We start from the raw sequence: 15,321 nt of genomic DNA, 5'->3' as shown, positions 1-15,321 counted from the left end.
CCCCCGGGGCGAGTTGAACATGTTCAAAGACGGGTCTACAGTCATGGACATCACCATTTGAACGCGTTCAAAGGAGGGTGGGGGATGGACCTCACCGTTATCGCGTACGTCATCTACCTGCTGATCAGCGTGGCGCTCACCGTCTGGGTCGCCCGCACGCTGAGCCGCAACGGGCGGATCTTCCTCGCCGATGTGCTGCGGGGGAACGAGAAGCTCGCCGAGGCCGTGAACCACCTGCTGGTGGTCGGCTTCTACCTGGTCAACTTCGGCTTCGTCGCCCTCTACCTGAGCCAGGACGAGAGCGTCGCGGACGCCCGGCACCTGTTCGAGGCGCTGTCGGTGAAGCTCGGCGTCGTCCTGCTCGTCCTCGGCGTGATGCACCTCGGCAACGTCTACGTGCTCAACAGGATCCGCCGGCGCGGCGCCCTGGAGCGGGAGCAGACGCCGCCGGTGCCGCCGCAGGGCTGGACCGCTCCGGCCACCGCGCCCGGTGTGTGAGGCGACGGTGAGCGTGCCGGTGGCGGGCACCCCGGTGGCGAGCCCGCCCGTGCGACGGCTGACCGTGCTGTACGACGCGCACTGCCCGCTCTGCGTCCACCTGCGGCACTGGCTGGCGCGGCAGGCGCAGCTCGTCCCGCTGGACCTGGTGCCCGCCGCCTCGGCCGAGGCCCGGCGCCGGTTCCCGGGGCTCGACCACCGGTCCACGCTCGCGGAGATCACGGTGGTCGGGGACGGCGGACAGGTCTACCGCTCCACCGCCGCCTTCATCGTGTGCCTGTGGGCTCTGGCCGCGCACCGGTCCAGGGCCCACTGGCTGGCCACCCCGGCCGGGATGCCGTTCGCCCGCGTCACCGTCCTCGCCGCCGCCCGGTGGCGCGAGGGGCGCGCCCCCGGCGGCCGGGGGTGCGGGGACGGCCGGTGCGGCGTACCGTACGCGCCCCATTAGGCTCGGGGACCGTGAAGGACGTGAACGACGTGACGGACGCCCGGACTCCGGAGCCGGCGAAGCCCGCCCGGCCCGCCAAGGCCCCCAAGAGCGAGCAGACCCGCACCCTCATCCTCGAAACCGCGCTCCGGCTCTTCCAGGAGCGCGGGTACGACCGGACGACGATGCGGGCCATCGCCCAGGAGGCGGGCGTCTCCGTCGGCAACGCCTACTACTACTTCTCCTCCAAGGAGCACCTGGTCCAGGGCTTCTACGACCGGCTCGCCGCCGAGCACGAGGCCGCGGTCCGGCCGGTCCTGTCCGGCGACAGGGACCTGGCGGTACGGATCAGGGACTCGATGCTGGTCTGGCTGGACGTGGCGGAGCAGTACCACCCCTTCGCGACCCAGTTCTTCAAGAACGCCGCCGACCCGGAGAGCCCGCTCAGCCCCTTCTCGGCCGAGTCGGTCGCGGCCCGCGAGGCCGCCATCTCCATCCACGAGCGGGTCCTGTCCGGCTCCGACACCAAGACCGCCCCGGAACTGGCCGAGCTGCTCCCCCACCTGATGTGGCTGATGCACATGGGACTCGTGCTGTTCTGGGTGTACGACCGGACGGAGGGCACCGAGCGCAGCCGCCGCCTCGTCGAGCGCACGGCACCCATCGCCGCGCGCGCGATCGCGCTGTCGCGGTTCCGGGTGCTGAGGCCGCTGGTGCGCCAGGTGCACGAGGTGCTGGAGGAGTTCATGCCGACCGCCGCCGCCGGGACCCGGGCGGCCGGTTCTAGATCCAACTGAGCCGCCACAGGCGCCAGATGCCCGTACCGTCCGACAGGTACGGCGAACCCGCGACGTCGGTGGTGCTCACGACGTAGTCCTTCTTCTGCCACAGCGGGATGAGCGGCACGTCCGCGGCCACCTCGCGCTGGATCGTCTCGAAGTCCTTCATCGCCCGGCCGCGGTCACCGTACTGCTGGGTGGAGGCGATCAGCCGGTCGACGCGTGGGCTCGCGTAGCCGTTGTGGAGGGTGTTGCCCCGGCCGACCAACGGCTGGGTGAAGCTGTCCGGGTCGGGGAAGTCCGGCACCCAGCCCAGCCCGTAGGCGTCGTAGGCGCCGCTCGTGTACCCCTTCTGGAACGCCCGCCACTCCACTTCGAGGACCTTCACCTCGAACAGGCCGCCGGCCTCGAGCTGCCTGCGCAGCTCGGCGGCCTCGGCGGCGTAGGTGGGACCGGTGCGGTGGGCGTAGGTGAACCGCACGGGCGTCTCCACGCCCGCCTCCCGCAGCAGCGTCCTCGCCCGCTCGGCGCTGGGTTCCGGGTCCACGTCGTGGAAGGCGGTGTTGTGGCCGGCGTAGCCCCGGGGGATCAGCGAGTAGAGGGGCTCCACGGTGGAGTGGTACGCGCCGGTGACGAGCGCGGGGCGGTCGACGAGCGCGGCGACGGCCCTGCGCACCGCCTTGTCCGCCATCGGGGAGCCGGGCCGCACGTTGAAGACGAGGTTGCGGGTCTCCGCGCTGCCGGCCTCCGTCATCTGCACGCCCTCCGCGCTGGCGTCCATCCCGGCCACGGTCCTGGGCGGCAACTGGCGGTGGGTGACGTCGACCTGCCGGGCCTTCCAGGCGGCGGCGAGGCCGTCGGAGTCCTTGAAGTACCGGATCTCCACCGGGCCGCCGGGCTTGCGGACGGCGCCCCTGTAGCGCGGGTTGGGTTCCAGCAGGGCGCGGACCCCGGGCTCGTACGCCGCGAGGACGTAGGGCCCCGATCCGTCGACGCCGTGCCCCTCGCGCAGGGCGCCCCTGGGGTAGCGGTCGCGGTCGACGATGGCGCCGGCACCGGTGGCCAGCTTCTGCGGGAACGTGGCGTCCCGGGCGCCGAGGTGGAAGGTGACGGTCGAACCGTCGGCGTCGACGCGCCTGAGGGCGGGGAACAGGGCCCGGGGGCCGACGTCCGCCCCTATGGCGAGCACACGGTCGAAGGAGTACTTGACGTCCTCCGCGGTGACCTGGCGGCCGCTGGAGAACCGGAGGTCGTCGCGGAGTTCGCAGCGGTACGTCTGGAGGTTCAGCCCGGTGAACTCGCAGCCCTCGGCGGCGTCCGGGACGGGGACCGGGGAGCCCGGCTCGAAGGTCAGCAGCGACTGGAAGACGTTGCTGTACAGGGCCCAGGAGCCGGCGTCGTACGCCCCGGCGGGGTCGAGGGACGTGACCTCGTCCGTCGTTCCCACGGTGATCGGGTCGTCCCGGGCACCGGCCGAGGGAAGTAACTGCCAGGCCCCGGCACCGGCGGCCAGTAACACGACGCACAAGACGATGTACCGAAGACGCACCGAGCGCATGCCGTGATTCCCTTCACGCCACCCCTGCCGCGACGCAGTCACCCAATCACACGCTGTTGGCCGGTGGAAGCCTGAACCTTCACGCCGTCACCACAAGTTCACTTACGCCTGCTTGGACGCCAGCTCCACCAGTGTGATGTCGGAGGGAGCGCCGACGCGGACGGGCGGGCCCCAGGCGCCCGCGCCCCGGGACACGTAGAGCTGGGTGTCGCCGTACCGTTCGAGTCCGGCGAGCGTGGGGTTGGCCAGGTCGGCGAGGAAGTTGCCGGGCCAGAGCTGACCGCCGTGGGTGTGCCCGGACAACTGGAGGTCCACCCCGTGCCGTACGGCGTCGTGGATGACGACCGGCTGGTGCGCGAGGAGCACGGAGGCGCGTGCCCGGTCGCGGTCGCCGAGGGCGGCGGCGAAGTCGGGGCCGTCGCCGTAGTTCTCGCCCGCGACGTCGTTGACCCCGGCGAGGTCGAACCCGGCGATCTCCACGCGCTCGTTGCGCAGCGGGCGCAGGCCGAGCTCGCGCACGTGGTCGACCCACTCCTCGGCACCGGAGAAGTACTCGTGGTTGCCGGTCACGAAGAACGAGCCGTCCCGGGCCCGGAGGCGGGCGAGCGGCTCGGCGGCCGTGCCCAGGTTCTCGACGCTGCCGTCGACGAGGTCGCCCACCACGGCGATGAGGTCCGGCTGGGTGGCGTTGATCGCGTCGACGATGCGCTGGGTGTGGGCCCGGCCCAGGACGGGCCCCAGGTGGATGTCGCTCACGACCGCTATCCGGTACCCGTGGGCCGCGCGGCCCAGCTTCGCCAGCGGCACGGTCACCCGCGTGACCCGGGGCCCGCGCAGGACGCCGTACGTTCCGTACCCGACGGTGCCGAGCGCGGCCGTGGCGGCGGCCCCGCCGACGACGCGGGACACGAACAGCCGCCGGGACAGGGCGGGCGCGGGGGCGGGGGCGGCCACCGGCGCGGTGCCGGGCTCGGGCGCCCCGGGCTCGGGCGCCGGTGCCTCGGGCGCGGCCTGGGCGGGTGCCTCGGGCGCGGCCTGGGCGGCGGCGGGGGCGGCGACCGGCGCGGTGCCGGCCACCGGCGCGGAGGCTGCCTGGGCGGCACCCGCCAGAGCGCCGGCGGCCTTGGGGGCGGCGACCGGCGCGGGCGAACCGTCCGGCGCGGGCGAACCGTCCGGCGCGGGGGAACCGTCCGGCGCGGGCCGCCCGGAGGCCGCCCGGCGCTCCAGGGCGCGCCGCAGCAGCGGCCGTACCGCCTCACCCACGAGCAGGGCGAGCACCACGTACAGCAGCAGCGCCAGCCACAGGTAGCCCGGCCAGGCCACGGCCTGCTGGAGCAGGAACGGCGCCCCCGCGCGCCCCGCCGTCAGCGCGCCCACCGACAGCAGCGGCAGCACGACCAGGGCGACCGTGCCCACCCGCCGCGCCACGCCGCCCGGCCGCGTCACATCGCGGACCAGGCGCCGCCACACGTACCAGTGCACCGCCGCGAGCAGGGCGAGCACGACCACGAACACCAGCAGGACGACCAGCACGACCCCGTACTCCCCTTATCCGCGGTCGCGGCGCAACGCGCGTACGCCACGCAACCCGATGGCGCCCACCACCGTCCCCAGAACAAAGGACGTGATGGCGAGCAGCAGATGAACCCAGAAGTAGGCAGTCGGGTCGCCCGCGTCGTCGAAGGCGAGACCGCTCCCGTCGTTCCAGAGATTCTTGACGAAAGTGATCCAGATGAACCAGCTCCAGACCCCGAAAGCGAGCAGGAACCAGGAGGCGGAGCGGCTGAGCTTCATGCGTTCAGTATCGCCACCGCCGGTCGGGGGCCTCCTGCGGGGTGTGGTGTCGGCTCCGGTGACCGCTCCCTGTACGTTTCCGACCGTGTCCGCTTTGAAAAAGACCGTGCTGACGGTCGCCGCCGCCGCGTTGGTCCCCGTCCTCACCGCCGCCCCGGCCCTGGCGAGCCCGGCGGCGGACAAGGAGGACAAGCAGCCGCAGCCGCCCGCCGCCATGTCCACGGTCGGCGGGGCGAAGCTGGGCAGGCCCGGCACCCAGGTGAACCTGGCCCCCGGGGTGCCCGTGCTGCCCAAGGAGGTGACCGGCCGGTCCTGGATCGTGGCGGACGCGGAGAGCGGCGACGTGCTGGCCTCGCACAACGCCCACTGGCGGCTGCCCCCCGCCTCCACGCTGAAGATGCTGTTCGCGGACACGGTGCTGCCCAAGCTGCCCCGGGACAGGTCGTACGTGGTCACGCCCCAGGACCTGGCGAGGGTCGGCGAGGGTTCCAGTCTGGTCGGGGTGAAGGAGAAGCAGGCGTACACGGTCCACGACCTGTGGCTGGGCGTCTTCCTCCGCTCCGGCAACGACGCCGTGCACGTCCTGTCGTCGATGAACGGCGGCGTCGGCAAGACGGTCCGGGAGATGAACGACCGCGCCGACGAGCTCCAGGCACTGGACACGCACGTCGTCTCGCCGGACGGGTACGACGCGGTGGGCCAGGTCTCGTCCGCGTACGACCTCACGCTGATCGCCCGCAGCGGCATGCAGAACAAGGACTTCCGGGAGTACTGCTCGACGCCCCGCGCGAAGTTCCCCGGGGAGGTCAAGCCCGGCAACAAGAAGCGCTCGACGTTCGAGATCCAGAACACCAACCGGCTGCTGACCGGTGACTACGGCATCCCGGCCTACCAGGGCATCGCGGGGGTCAAGAACGGCAGCACGACGCACGCCGGTGCCACCTTCACCGGCGTCGCCGAGCGGAACGGCAAGGTCCTGCTGGTCACCGTCATGAACCCGTCGGCCAAGGAGAGCCACGCCGTCTACAAGGAGGCGGCCCGCCTGCTGGACTGGGGCTTCTCGGCCGCCGGGAAGGTGAGGCCGGTCGGTGAGCTGGTGCCGCCGAAGTCGGCGCGCACCGGCACCGGGACCGGGGAGAGCGGCGGCAACGGGCAGACCGGTTCCGGCGGCGGCGACCAGGCCGCCGGGGACAGCGGCGGCAGGGCGACGGTCGCGGCGGCCGGTGGCTCGGGCGGCGCCGGGACGGCGCTGGCGGTGACCGGCGGGGTGCTGGTGCTGCTGGCGGGCGGGGTGTTCCTCGTCAACCGCCGCTGGCCGCTTCCGGAACTCGTACGCCGTCGGCGGCAGCAGCCTCCTTCCTAGAGCCCGTCGCCGTCCACGCGGCGCAGAAGAGCAGCAGTTTGGCGGTGAAGTTGATCCACAGCAGGAGCGCGACGGGCACCCCGAACGCCCCGTACATCGACTTCGTCGCCACACCGCTCATATAGCCGCCGAGCAGCAGTTTCAGCGCCTCGAAGCCGACCGCGCCGATGAGTGCGGCCACGACGAGGCGGCGGCGCGGCGGCTGCACGCCGGGCAGCAGCGTCAGCACGTACAGCAGGATCAGGAAGTCGGCGAGGACGGCGACCGCGAGGGCCCCGGCCTGGAGGAGCACGCCACCGGCCCCGCCGCCGGAGATGCCGAGCCGGTCGGCGCTCCAGTCGACGGCGGTGGAGCCGAGGCCGGACGCGGCGAGCGAGGCCAGGCCGGTCGCGCCGAGGCCGAGCAGGACCACCGCGTCCTTGCCCTTGCGGACGAGCGGGTTGTCGTCGTCGCTGTCGTCGAGGCCCCAGACCACGCGCAGGCACTCGCGCATGGAGCCCACCCAGCCGATGCCGGTGAACAGCAGCACGGCGCCCGCGACGACCCCGACCGTGCCGGCGTTGGCGACGAGCCTGTCCAGGTCGAGCTGTTCGGAGATGCCCGGCACCTGCTCGGCGAGCCTCTCCTCGATGTCGCGGAGCTGCGCGTCGCTCAGCAGCGCGGCACCGACGGCGGCGGCGACGGCGATCAGCGGGAAGAGGGCGAGGAAGCTGATGAACGTGATGGCCGCGGCCAGCCGGGTCCAGTGGGCGTGGTCGAGGGTCTCGTACGAGCGCCAGGCGTGCGTCCGCATGAGGCGGGCGGCCCAGGGGCCGATGACGGGGAGCTTGGTCAGCCAGTCCATGCCGTCCCCCTACCCCCGTGATCCGGCTGATCCGAAGACCAGCGTGCGCGTCCCCCAGAAACGCAGGCAGGTGGCGAGGACCATGCCCACGCCCAGCCCGGAGAGGGTGTCGGCGAGCGGGGAGGTGAGCCCGAGCCCGTAGTGCGAGGCGCCGAGGCACGCGAGCTGCACGGCCGCGCCCGCCAGGTTCACCCCGAAGAACGCCCCGTACTCGCGCAGGTGGACGCTCCGGCGGCGGTAGGTGCCGAGGGCGTTGCCGAGGTAGGCCACGGTGCAGCCCGCCAGGAAGGCGAGCGCCTTGGCGGACAGCGGGTCGAGGTGCGGGCGGAGCAGGACGAAGAGGGTCAGGTCGGCGGCGTACGCGACCCCGCCCGCGATCAGGAAACCGGCCGCCTCCCGCTTCACGGGTCCGCCACCGCCGTCCCCTCCACGGGCCCGCCCACCGCCGTCCCGTTCACAGGTCGGCCACCGCCATCCCGTACATCGCCAGCCAGGCCAGGCCGATGACGGCGAGCGGGCGGTCGCGCAGGACGACGTCCTCGGGGGCGCCGGCGGTGCCGCGGTCGGCGAAGACGGCGTACCGCAGGACGGCCAGGATGAAGGCGATGGTGGAGAGCTGGCGCCAGGTGCCGCTGTTCTCCAGGGCCCACAGGCAGTAGCCGAGCACGGCGACCCCGGCGGCGAGCTGCCAGACGAAGCGGAGGTAGCCGGTCGTGTACTCGGTCAGGAGCACCCGCGTCGCTCCCCCGCCCTTCATCTGCACGGCCTCGGAGTACCGCTTGGCGGCGACCATGAACAGGGCGCCGAAGCCGGTGGTGATGAGGAACCAGCGGGAGAGCGGGATGCCGAGCGCCACTCCGCCGATCATGGCGCGCATCACGAAGCCGGTCGTGACGACCGCGAGGTCGACGACGAGGACGTGCTTGAGGCGGAGGCAGTAGGCGAACTGCATGGCGAGGTACGCGGCCAGCAGCGCGGCCGTCAGGGTGTTGCACAGCGCGGCGCCGCCGGCCAGCGCCCCGAGGGCGAGCACTCCTCCGGTGCCGTACGCCACGGACACCGGGACGTCCCCGGCGGCCACGGGGCGGCGGCACTTGACCGGGTGGGCGCGGTCGGCGTCGGCGTCACGGGCGTCGTTCACCAGGTAGACGGCGGCGGCCGCGGCGGTGAACAGCAGGAACACAATGCCCAGTTGGACCGCGGTGTGGCGGGACGCGAGCTGCCCGGCGGCGGCGGGCGCGGCCACCACGAGCACGTTCTTCACCCACTGGCGGGGCCGCGCGGCCCGTACGAGCCCCAGGGGCACGGAGACGAGCTGGGGCACCGGGCGGGTGGCGGGCGCCGCCGCGACGGTCGGCTCAGCCACGGCGGGTTCCCGGGTGGGCGCAGAAACGATTCGTCGCCGCCTGGCGGAGCCGCCGGGCCGTGACGGCACCCAGCAGGGCGCCGGCCACCACGTCGGTCGGGTAGTGCACGCCCAGCACGAGGCGGGACACGCACATGGCCACGGCCACCGGCACGCCCACCCACCGCGCGCCCGGCCGCACCGCCCCGAACGCCACGGCGGCGGCGGCCGCGGACGCGGCATGCGAGCTGGGGAACGAGTACCGCCCCACCACGGGCCCGAACACCCGTACCGCCCGCCCCGCCGCACGCCTCCCGGCACCGGGGCGCCGCCCCCCGCCGGGCGCGGACGCGGCGCACGCGCAGGGACCGGCGACGGGTGTCCGGCCGCCCGCCAGGTGCTGGGCGCCCGGGCTCGGTCCACCCACCACGTACGGGCCGCCCACCGGATGCGCGTCGCCCGCCAGGTCCAGTCCGCCCACGGCGGCCGGGTCGGCCACCGGGGCCAGGACGCCCGGCGCGGACGCGGCGCAGGAGCAGGAGCCCGCCACCGGGGCCGGGCCGGCAGGTGCGGACGCCTCCCCCGCCGGGGCCGGGCCGCCCACCGGAAGGCGCGGGGCGGGCCCGCCGCCGGGCACGGGCGCGGGACGGGGACGGCGGACGAGGGGTTTCAGGGACATGGCGGCCACATGGGCCGTGGCCGTCAGGGCCGTGGCGCGGAGCCAGGGGCCCCGGCGGGCACGGTCGGCCGCCGCGGCGACCAGGCCGGCCCCAATCCAGAGCGCGGCGTGCTCACCGGCGTACGACAGTGACCGCGCGGCCGCCGCCACGGCCGGCCGGCGACGTCCCCAGGCGTACAGCGCGCCCACCAGTCGGTGATCGGCGGCGCCTTCCCACCCGGCCCCCGCGTATCGCATCCTCCGCCACCCTTTCGTCTCCGTGGACGGGTCCACCACGGGCGACTCTGGCGCGCCGCACGCCGGAGGGCGCGGCAATCTTTGATGACACTCGTTTAATCACCCATTTCGGCGAGCCGAGCGACGCGGACGACAAACCCGTCAAACACCCCAAGCGCGGCGATACGGTCGCATCCATGCCTGATGCCGACACCTTCACCGAGCCGGCCGAGCCGGTGACCGGCTGGGGCCGCACCGCCCCCACCGTCGCCCGTGTCCTGCGCCCCCGCAGCTACGAGGAGGCCGCCGAGGCGGTCCGGGCCTGCGGCGCACGCGGCGGCATCGCCCGCGGTCTCGGCCGCGCCTACGGCGACGCCGCGCAGAACGCCGGCGGAGACGTCCTGGACATGACCGCCCTCGCCCGCATCCGCTCCATCGACGCGGAGGCGGGCGTCGTGGTCTGCGACGCGGGCGTCAGCCTGCACCGTCTGATGGAGGTGCTGCTGCCGCTCGGCTGGTTCGTCCCGGTGACCCCCGGCACCCGCTACGTGACCGTCGGCGGAGCCATCGGCGCCGACATCCACGGCAAGAACCACCACGTCTCCGGCTCCTTCGGCCGCCACGTCCGCGCCTTCGACCTCCTCACCGCCGACGGGACGATCCGCACCGTCGTCCCCGGCACCGACCTGTTCGACGCCACCACCGGCGGCATGGGGCTGACGGGGGTGATCCTGTCCGCCACGGTCCAGCTCCTCCCGGTCGAGACGTCGCTGATGTCCGTCGACACCGAGCGCGCCGCCGACCTCGACGACCTCATGGCCCGCCTGACCGCCAACGACCACGGTTACCGCTACTCCGTCGCCTGGATCGACCTCCTCGCGCGCGGCGCCGCCACCGGGCGCGCCGTCCTGACGCGCGGGGACCACGCCCCGTACGACGCGCTCCCGCGCCGCGCCCGGCGCGACCCGCTCGCGTTCCGCCCGGGCAGGCTGCCGGCCGCCCCCGCGCTGCTGCCCGAAGGGCTCCTCAGCCGCGCGACCGTCGGGCTGTTCAACGAGCTCTGGTACCGCAAGGCGCCCCGCCACCGCACCGGCGAGCTGCAACGGCTGTCCGCCTTCTTCCACCCCCTGGACGGGGTCCCGCACTGGAACCGGGTGTACGGGCGCGGGGGGTTCGTCCAGTACCAGTTCGTCGTCGGGTACGGGCGGGAGGACACCCTGCGCCGCATCGTGCGCCGGATCGCGCGCCGGGGCTGCCCGTCGTTCCTGGCCGTCCTGAAGCGGTTCGGGGAGGGCGACCCGGGCTGGCTGTCGTTCCCCATGCCGGGCTGGACGCTGGCGCTGGACATCCCGGCCGGGCTCAGCGGCCTGGGCGCGTTCCTGGACGAGCTCGACGAGGAGGTCGCGGGCGCGGGCGGGCGCGTCTACCTCGCCAAGGACTCGCGGCTGCGCCCGGACGCGCTGCGCGCCATGTACCCGAGACTGCCGGACTTCCTGGCGCTGCGGGCGGAGCTGGACCCGCGCGCGGTGTTCACCTCGGACCTCTCCCGCCGCCTGTCCCTCTGACCCCGGCGGGTCGGCACGCGCCCCCTCGCCCGCCCCGCCTCACCACCCGTCCCGACCCGACGCAAGGAGTACGACGTCATGAAGGACGCCTTCGGCGCCCCGCAGTCCCTGCTCGTCCTCGGCGGCACGTCCGAGATCGCCCTGGCCACCGCCCGCCGTCTGATCGCCCGCCGTACGCGGACGGTCTGGCTGGCCGGGCGCCCCTCCCCCGCCCTGGACGCCGCCGCCGCGTCCCTCGGGCAGCTCCGCGCCGGTGTCGTGGTCCGCACGGTGCCGTTCGACGCGCTCGACCCCGCCTCGCACGAGGAGGCCCTGGGGAAGGTCTTCGCCGAGGGCGACATCGACGTCGTGCTGCTCGCCTTCGGCGTCCTGGGCGACCAGGCGCACGACGAGGCGGCGCCGCTCGCGGCCGTCCAGGTCGCCCAGACCAACTACACCGGCGCCGTCTCGGCCGGCCTGACCTGCGGGAACGCTCTCCAGACGCAGGGCCACGGCTCCCTGGTCGTGCTGTCGTCGGTGGCCGGTGAGCGCGCCCGGCGCGCCAACTTCATCTACGGCTCCAGCAAGGCCGGCCTGGACGCCTTCGCGCAGGGCCTGGGCGACGCCCTGCACGGCACGGGGGTCCATGTGATGGTCGTCAGGCCCGGCTTCGTGCGGACCAGGATGACCGCCGGGCTGGCCGACCCGCCGCTCGCGACCACACCGGAGGCGGTCGCGCACGCCATCGAGCTGGGGCTGTGGCGCCGGTCGGAGACGGTGTGGGTGCCGGGAGCGCTGCGCGTGGTGATGTCGGCGCTCCGGCACCTGCCGCGCCCGGTCTTCCGCCGCCTGCCGCTGTGACGGGCGGCGCCTCGGGTGCGGCTCGCCTCAGGTGCGGCTGGTGGCCGGTTCGTCGACCGGTGAGCCCTGGGCGGGCACGGACGGCGCCGTACGCCCGGCACCGAACTCGTACTCGGACAGCTTCCGCCACACCCCGTCCGCGCCCTGCTCGTACAGGGCGAAGGAGCCGACGGTCCACGACGCCTCGAAGTCGGCCAGCTCCTCGTACGCCCGGTCCATCGCCTCCTCGGTGATGCCGTGCGCCACCGTGACGTGCGGGTGGTACGGGAACTGGAGCTCCCGCTCCAGCGGGCCGGACGTGTCACGGACCCGCTTCTGGAGCCAGGAGCACGCCGCCGCGCCCTCCACGACCCGGACGAAGACGACCGGCGACAGCGGCCGGAAGGTCCCCGTGCCCGACAGCCTCATCGGGAACGCCCGGCAGGCCGCGGCGACCTCGGCGAGGTGCGTCCGGACCGCCGGCAGCCGCGCCGCCTCGACCTCGGTCGGCGGGAGCAGCGTGACGTGCGTGGGGATGCCGTGGGCGGCGGGATCACCGAAGCCCGCGCGCCGCTCCTGGAGCAGGCTGCCATAGGGCTCCGGGACCGCGATCGAAACGCCGAGCGTTACGGTCCCCACGTCGTTCTCCTCATGTGTCGGTCATCGGCTTCAGCCGCCAGTGTGGCGGCTGGACCCGTCGCGTGGCCAGAGTCGTTGGATCCGGCACCGGAGCAGCGCCGGTGCCGTACCGGTCGCGCACCGGCGCTCGCGCCGGTCTCAGTGCTTGGCGGGCAGGAAGCCCACCTTCTCGTACGTCTGCGCGAGCGTCTCTCCGGCGACCGCGCGGGCCTTCTCCGCGCCCTTCGCCAGGATCGAGTCCAGCGTCTCGGGGTCGTCCAGATATTCCTGGGTGCGGGTCTTGAAGGGGGTCACGAAGTCGACCATGACCTCGGCGAGGTCGGTCTTCAGCGCGCCGTACAGCTTGCCCTCGTAGCTCCGCTCCAGGTCGGGGACGGAGGTGCCGGTGAGGGTGGACATGATCGTCAGCAGGTTGCTGACGCCCGGCTTGTCCTCGGGGTCGAAGCGGATCACGGTGTCGGTGTCGGTCACCGCGCTCTTCACCTTCTTCGCGGTCGCCTTCGGCTCGTCGAGCAGGTTGATCAGGCCCTTCGGGGTGGAGGCCGACTTGCTCATCTTGACCGAGGGGTCCTGAAGGTCGTAGATCTTCGCGGTCTCCTTCAGGATGTACGGCGCCGGGACGGTGAACGTCTCACCGAAGCGGGCGTTGAACCGCTCCGCGAGGTCGCGGGTGAGCTCGATGTGCTGGCGCTGGTCCTCGCCGACCGGGACCTCGTTGGCCTGGTACAGCAGGATGTCCGCGACCTGGAGGATCGGGTACGTGAACAGGCCGACCGTGGCCCGCTCGGCGCCGTGCTTGGCGGACTTGTCCTTGAACTGGGTCATGCGGGAGGCCTCGCCGAACCCGGTCAGGCAGTTCATGACCCAGCCGAGCTGGGCGTGCTCGGGGACGTGGCTCTGGACGAAGAGGGTGCACCGCTCCGGGTCGAGGCCCGCGGCGAGGAGCTGGGCGGCGGCGAGCCGGGTGTTGGCGCGCAGCTCCGCCGGGTCCTGCGGAACGGTGATCGCGTGCAGGTCGACGACCATGTAGAAGGCGTCGTGGGTCTCCTGGAGCGCGACCCACTGACGGACCGCACCGAGGTAGTTGCCGAGGTGGAACGAGCCTGCGGTGGGCTGGATTCCGGAAAGCACACGAGGACGATCAGAGGCCATGTTCCTCATTCTCTCAGGTGCCACCGACAGCTCGGGAACGGATGCCGACAGCCCGGGAACGGATGCCGCCGGGGGGCCGGGGTGGGTGCCGGGGTGGGAACCGATCGGGGGCGGCCGGTGTATTCAGGGTGTGAGGACGCGGGAGGGGGGCCGCATCGTCGTCGACGAGGCCGCGGTGATCGCACGGGTACGCGCCGGGGAGGCGGAGGCGTACGCGGAGCTGGTCCGCGCCTTCACCCCGGTCGCGCTGCGGGCGGCGGTCGCGTTCGGCGCGGGGGCGGAGGCGGAGGACGTGGTGCAGCAGGCGTTCATCAAGGCGTACTGCTCGCTGGGGCGGTTCCAGGACGGCTCGGCCTTCCAGCCGTGGCTGCTGCGGATCGTCATGAATGAGACGAGAAACACAGTGCGCTCGGCGGTCCGGCAGCGGGCCGTCGCCGGGCGGGAGGCGGAGCTGCTGGCCGCCGAGCCGCTGATACCGGAGTCGGCCGACCCGGCGGTGGCGGCCGTGGAGGAGGAGCGGCGCGCGCTGCTGGCGGCGGCGCTGCGGGGGCTGAGCGAGGAGCAGCGCCGGGTCGTCACCTGCCGGTACCTGCTGGAGATGGACGAGGCGGAGACGGCCGCGGCGCTGGGCTGGCCGCGGGGCACGGTGAAGTCGCGGCTGAGCCGTGCGCTGAAGAAGCTGGGCCGGATGCTGCCCGGCGGACCGGACGGGACCGGGGGGGACGCGTGGGAGGGGGTGAGTGATGCGCGCGGGTGAGGAGCCGGACCCGGCGCTGGAGCGGCGGCTGCGGGAGCTGGGGCGCGGGCTGCGGGTGCCGGAGGTGGACGGGGAGTCGATGGCCGAGCGGGTGCTGGCGCGGCTGCTGGCGGAGGCGGTGCCGGTGCCGGTGGCGGAGCCGCCGGGGCGGGGCGAGCGGATGCGGGCGTGGGCCCGGCGGCGGTGGCGGGCGCTGGGTGTGGTGCTGTCCGGGGCGCTGGTCGTGCTGGTGCTGACGCCCCCGGTGCGGGCGGCGGTGGCGGAGTGGTTCGGCTTCGGGGGCGTGCAGGTGCGGTACGACCCCTCGGCGACGCCCGCGCCGGGGGCCGGCCCGGTGGTGCCCGGCTGCTCCTCGCCGGTGCCCCTGGCGGAGGCGGGCCGGCGGGCCGGGTTCGCGCCCCGGGTGCCGGGGGTCCTGGGGCCGCCGGACGCGGTGTCGGTCGGTGAGGCGCCGGGCGGCCCGCGGGTGGTGAGCCTGTGCTGGCACGAGCCGGGGCGGACGATACGGCTGGACGCGTTCCCGGCCCGGTTGGACGTCGGCTTCGGCAAGACGGTGCGCGAGCACCCGGAGTACGTGGAGGTCGCGGGCGTCGGCCCGGCGTACTGGTTCGCGCGGCCGCACCTGCTGACGTTCCCGATGACGGACGGCCGGGGCAGGGCGTGGACCCGCTCGGAACGCACGGCGGGCCCCACGCTGCTGTGGACGCGCCCGGACGGTACGACCCTCCGCCTGGAGGGCGAGCCGTCCCGGGACCGGGCCGTGGAGATCGCCGGGTCCACGTGAGCGCGGGGCTCCGGGCCCGGCACCGGTGCGGTGCCTGTACGGGCCCGGGCCCGGCACCGGACCCGGCGCGGTGCCGTGCCGGTGCCGGGGCCGGGCGGGGTC

Annotated in this window: 16 protein-coding genes and 1 pseudogene; 8 read left to right on the top strand and 9 right to left on the bottom strand. The window is 74.0% G+C overall.

The window, feature by feature from the left end; genetic code table 11:
• Window positions 1–84: 84 nt before the first annotated feature.
• Genes E2B92_RS29460 through E2B92_RS29450 form a run of 3 tightly spaced genes read left to right on the top strand, consistent with a single transcriptional unit; the run spans window position 85 to window position 1,722 of the window.
• A complete protein-coding gene (locus tag E2B92_RS29460) occupies window positions 85–498 on the top strand; it encodes a hypothetical protein (protein ID WP_126885955.1) in 414 nt (137 codons plus the stop codon).
• A 7-nt stretch (window positions 499–505) separates the two neighbouring features.
• Window positions 506–946, top strand: coding sequence for a thiol-disulfide oxidoreductase DCC family protein (locus E2B92_RS29455; protein ID WP_235024032.1), 441 nt, complete (start codon window positions 506–508; stop codon window positions 944–946).
• Window positions 947–966: 20 nt separating this feature from the next.
• Entirely contained in the window at window positions 967–1,722 is a 756-nt protein-coding gene (locus tag E2B92_RS29450) for a TetR/AcrR family transcriptional regulator (RefSeq protein ID WP_235024035.1), read from the top strand.
• Here E2B92_RS29450 and E2B92_RS29445 read toward each other — a convergent pair.
• The 3 genes from E2B92_RS29445 to E2B92_RS29435 form a co-directional block, all read right to left on the bottom strand.
• A complete protein-coding gene (locus E2B92_RS29445; RefSeq protein WP_126885959.1) occupies window positions 1,709–3,262 on the bottom strand; it encodes an ABC transporter substrate-binding protein in 1,554 nt (517 codons plus the stop codon). The genes E2B92_RS29450 and E2B92_RS29445 overlap by 14 nt on opposite strands.
• Before the next feature lie 102 nt (window positions 3,263–3,364).
• Window positions 3,365–4,795, bottom strand: a complete 1,431-nt coding sequence (locus tag E2B92_RS29440; protein WP_126885961.1) for a metallophosphoesterase — start codon at window positions 4,793–4,795, stop codon at window positions 3,365–3,367.
• Between the two features lie 15 nt (window positions 4,796–4,810).
• Window positions 4,811–5,056 carry an SCO4848 family membrane protein gene (locus tag E2B92_RS29435; RefSeq protein ID WP_126885962.1) on the bottom strand — a complete coding sequence of 82 codons (246 nt, stop codon included), beginning with the start codon at window positions 5,054–5,056 and terminating at the stop codon, window positions 4,811–4,813.
• Window positions 5,057–5,141: 85 nt separating this feature from the next.
• Between E2B92_RS29435 and E2B92_RS29430 the strand changes: the two genes are divergently transcribed.
• Complete coding sequence (locus E2B92_RS29430) at window positions 5,142–6,419, top strand: D-alanyl-D-alanine carboxypeptidase family protein (protein WP_235024031.1); 1,278 nt, start codon at window positions 5,142–5,144, stop codon at window positions 6,417–6,419.
• On the opposite strand, the gene E2B92_RS29425 is transcribed toward E2B92_RS29430, so the two are convergent.
• From E2B92_RS29425 to E2B92_RS33625, 4 genes and pseudogenes are all read right to left on the bottom strand, one after another.
• Window positions 6,358–7,263, bottom strand: a complete 906-nt coding sequence (locus E2B92_RS29425) for a YihY/virulence factor BrkB family protein (protein WP_126885966.1) — start codon at window positions 7,261–7,263, stop codon at window positions 6,358–6,360. The genes E2B92_RS29430 and E2B92_RS29425 overlap by 62 nt on opposite strands.
• 9 nt (window positions 7,264–7,272) lie before the next feature.
• Window positions 7,273–7,668 carry a GtrA family protein gene (locus E2B92_RS29420; RefSeq protein ID WP_126885968.1) on the bottom strand — a complete coding sequence of 132 codons (396 nt, stop codon included), beginning with the start codon at window positions 7,666–7,668 and terminating at the stop codon, window positions 7,273–7,275.
• 49 nt (window positions 7,669–7,717) lie between these two features.
• The gene (locus tag E2B92_RS29415) at window positions 7,718–8,629 is read right to left on the bottom strand and encodes a decaprenyl-phosphate phosphoribosyltransferase (protein ID WP_185923615.1); all 912 of its coding nucleotides are present in this window, start codon (window positions 8,627–8,629) and stop codon (window positions 7,718–7,720) included.
• A pseudogene (locus E2B92_RS33625) lies at window positions 8,622–8,876 on the bottom strand (phosphatase PAP2 family protein); the annotation flags it as partial. The pseudogene E2B92_RS33625 and the gene E2B92_RS29415, both read right to left, overlap by 8 nt.
• An 824-nt stretch (window positions 8,877–9,700) precedes the next feature.
• On the opposite strand from E2B92_RS33625, the gene E2B92_RS29405 reads away from it, so the two are divergent.
• Window positions 9,701–11,068 (top strand): FAD-binding oxidoreductase, encoded by a 1,368-nt coding sequence (locus tag E2B92_RS29405; RefSeq protein ID WP_126885969.1) that lies wholly within the window; start codon window positions 9,701–9,703, stop codon window positions 11,066–11,068.
• Between the two features lie 78 nt (window positions 11,069–11,146).
• Entirely contained in the window at window positions 11,147–11,908 is a 762-nt protein-coding gene (locus E2B92_RS29400) for a decaprenylphospho-beta-D-erythro-pentofuranosid-2-ulose 2-reductase (RefSeq protein WP_126885971.1), read from the top strand.
• 27 nt (window positions 11,909–11,935) lie between these two features.
• Here E2B92_RS29400 and E2B92_RS29395 read toward each other — a convergent pair whose 3' ends face one another.
• Window positions 11,936–12,526: a 2'-5' RNA ligase family protein gene (locus E2B92_RS29395; protein ID WP_126885973.1), complete on the bottom strand. Its 591-nt coding sequence runs from the start codon at window positions 12,524–12,526 to the stop codon at window positions 11,936–11,938.
• Window positions 12,527–12,664: 138 nt separating this feature from the next.
• On the bottom strand, window positions 12,665–13,678 hold the full coding sequence (gene trpS / locus E2B92_RS29390; RefSeq protein ID WP_126885975.1) for a tryptophan--tRNA ligase: 1,014 nt from the start codon (window positions 13,676–13,678) through the stop codon (window positions 12,665–12,667).
• A gap of 130 nt (window positions 13,679–13,808) precedes the next feature.
• Here trpS and E2B92_RS29385 point away from each other — a divergent pair, with 130 nt between their 5' ends.
• Both E2B92_RS29385 and E2B92_RS32775 read left to right on the top strand, forming a co-directional pair.
• The gene (locus E2B92_RS29385; RefSeq protein ID WP_126889530.1) at window positions 13,809–14,435 is read left to right on the top strand and encodes an RNA polymerase sigma factor; all 627 of its coding nucleotides are present in this window, start codon (window positions 13,809–13,811) and stop codon (window positions 14,433–14,435) included.
• The gene (locus E2B92_RS32775; protein ID WP_160159801.1) at window positions 14,422–15,219 is read left to right on the top strand and encodes a hypothetical protein; all 798 of its coding nucleotides are present in this window, start codon (window positions 14,422–14,424) and stop codon (window positions 15,217–15,219) included. The genes E2B92_RS29385 and E2B92_RS32775 overlap by 14 nt, the downstream gene beginning before the upstream one ends.
• Window positions 15,220–15,321 lie beyond the last annotated feature (102 nt).

The organism is Streptomyces sp. WAC05374 (assembly GCF_004353505.1).
In the GTDB taxonomy this organism is placed as follows: domain Bacteria; phylum Actinomycetota; class Actinomycetes; order Streptomycetales; family Streptomycetaceae; genus Streptomyces.
The sequence above is the reverse complement of the archived record's forward strand: the minus strand, read 5'-3'. Positions and strand labels throughout refer to the sequence as shown.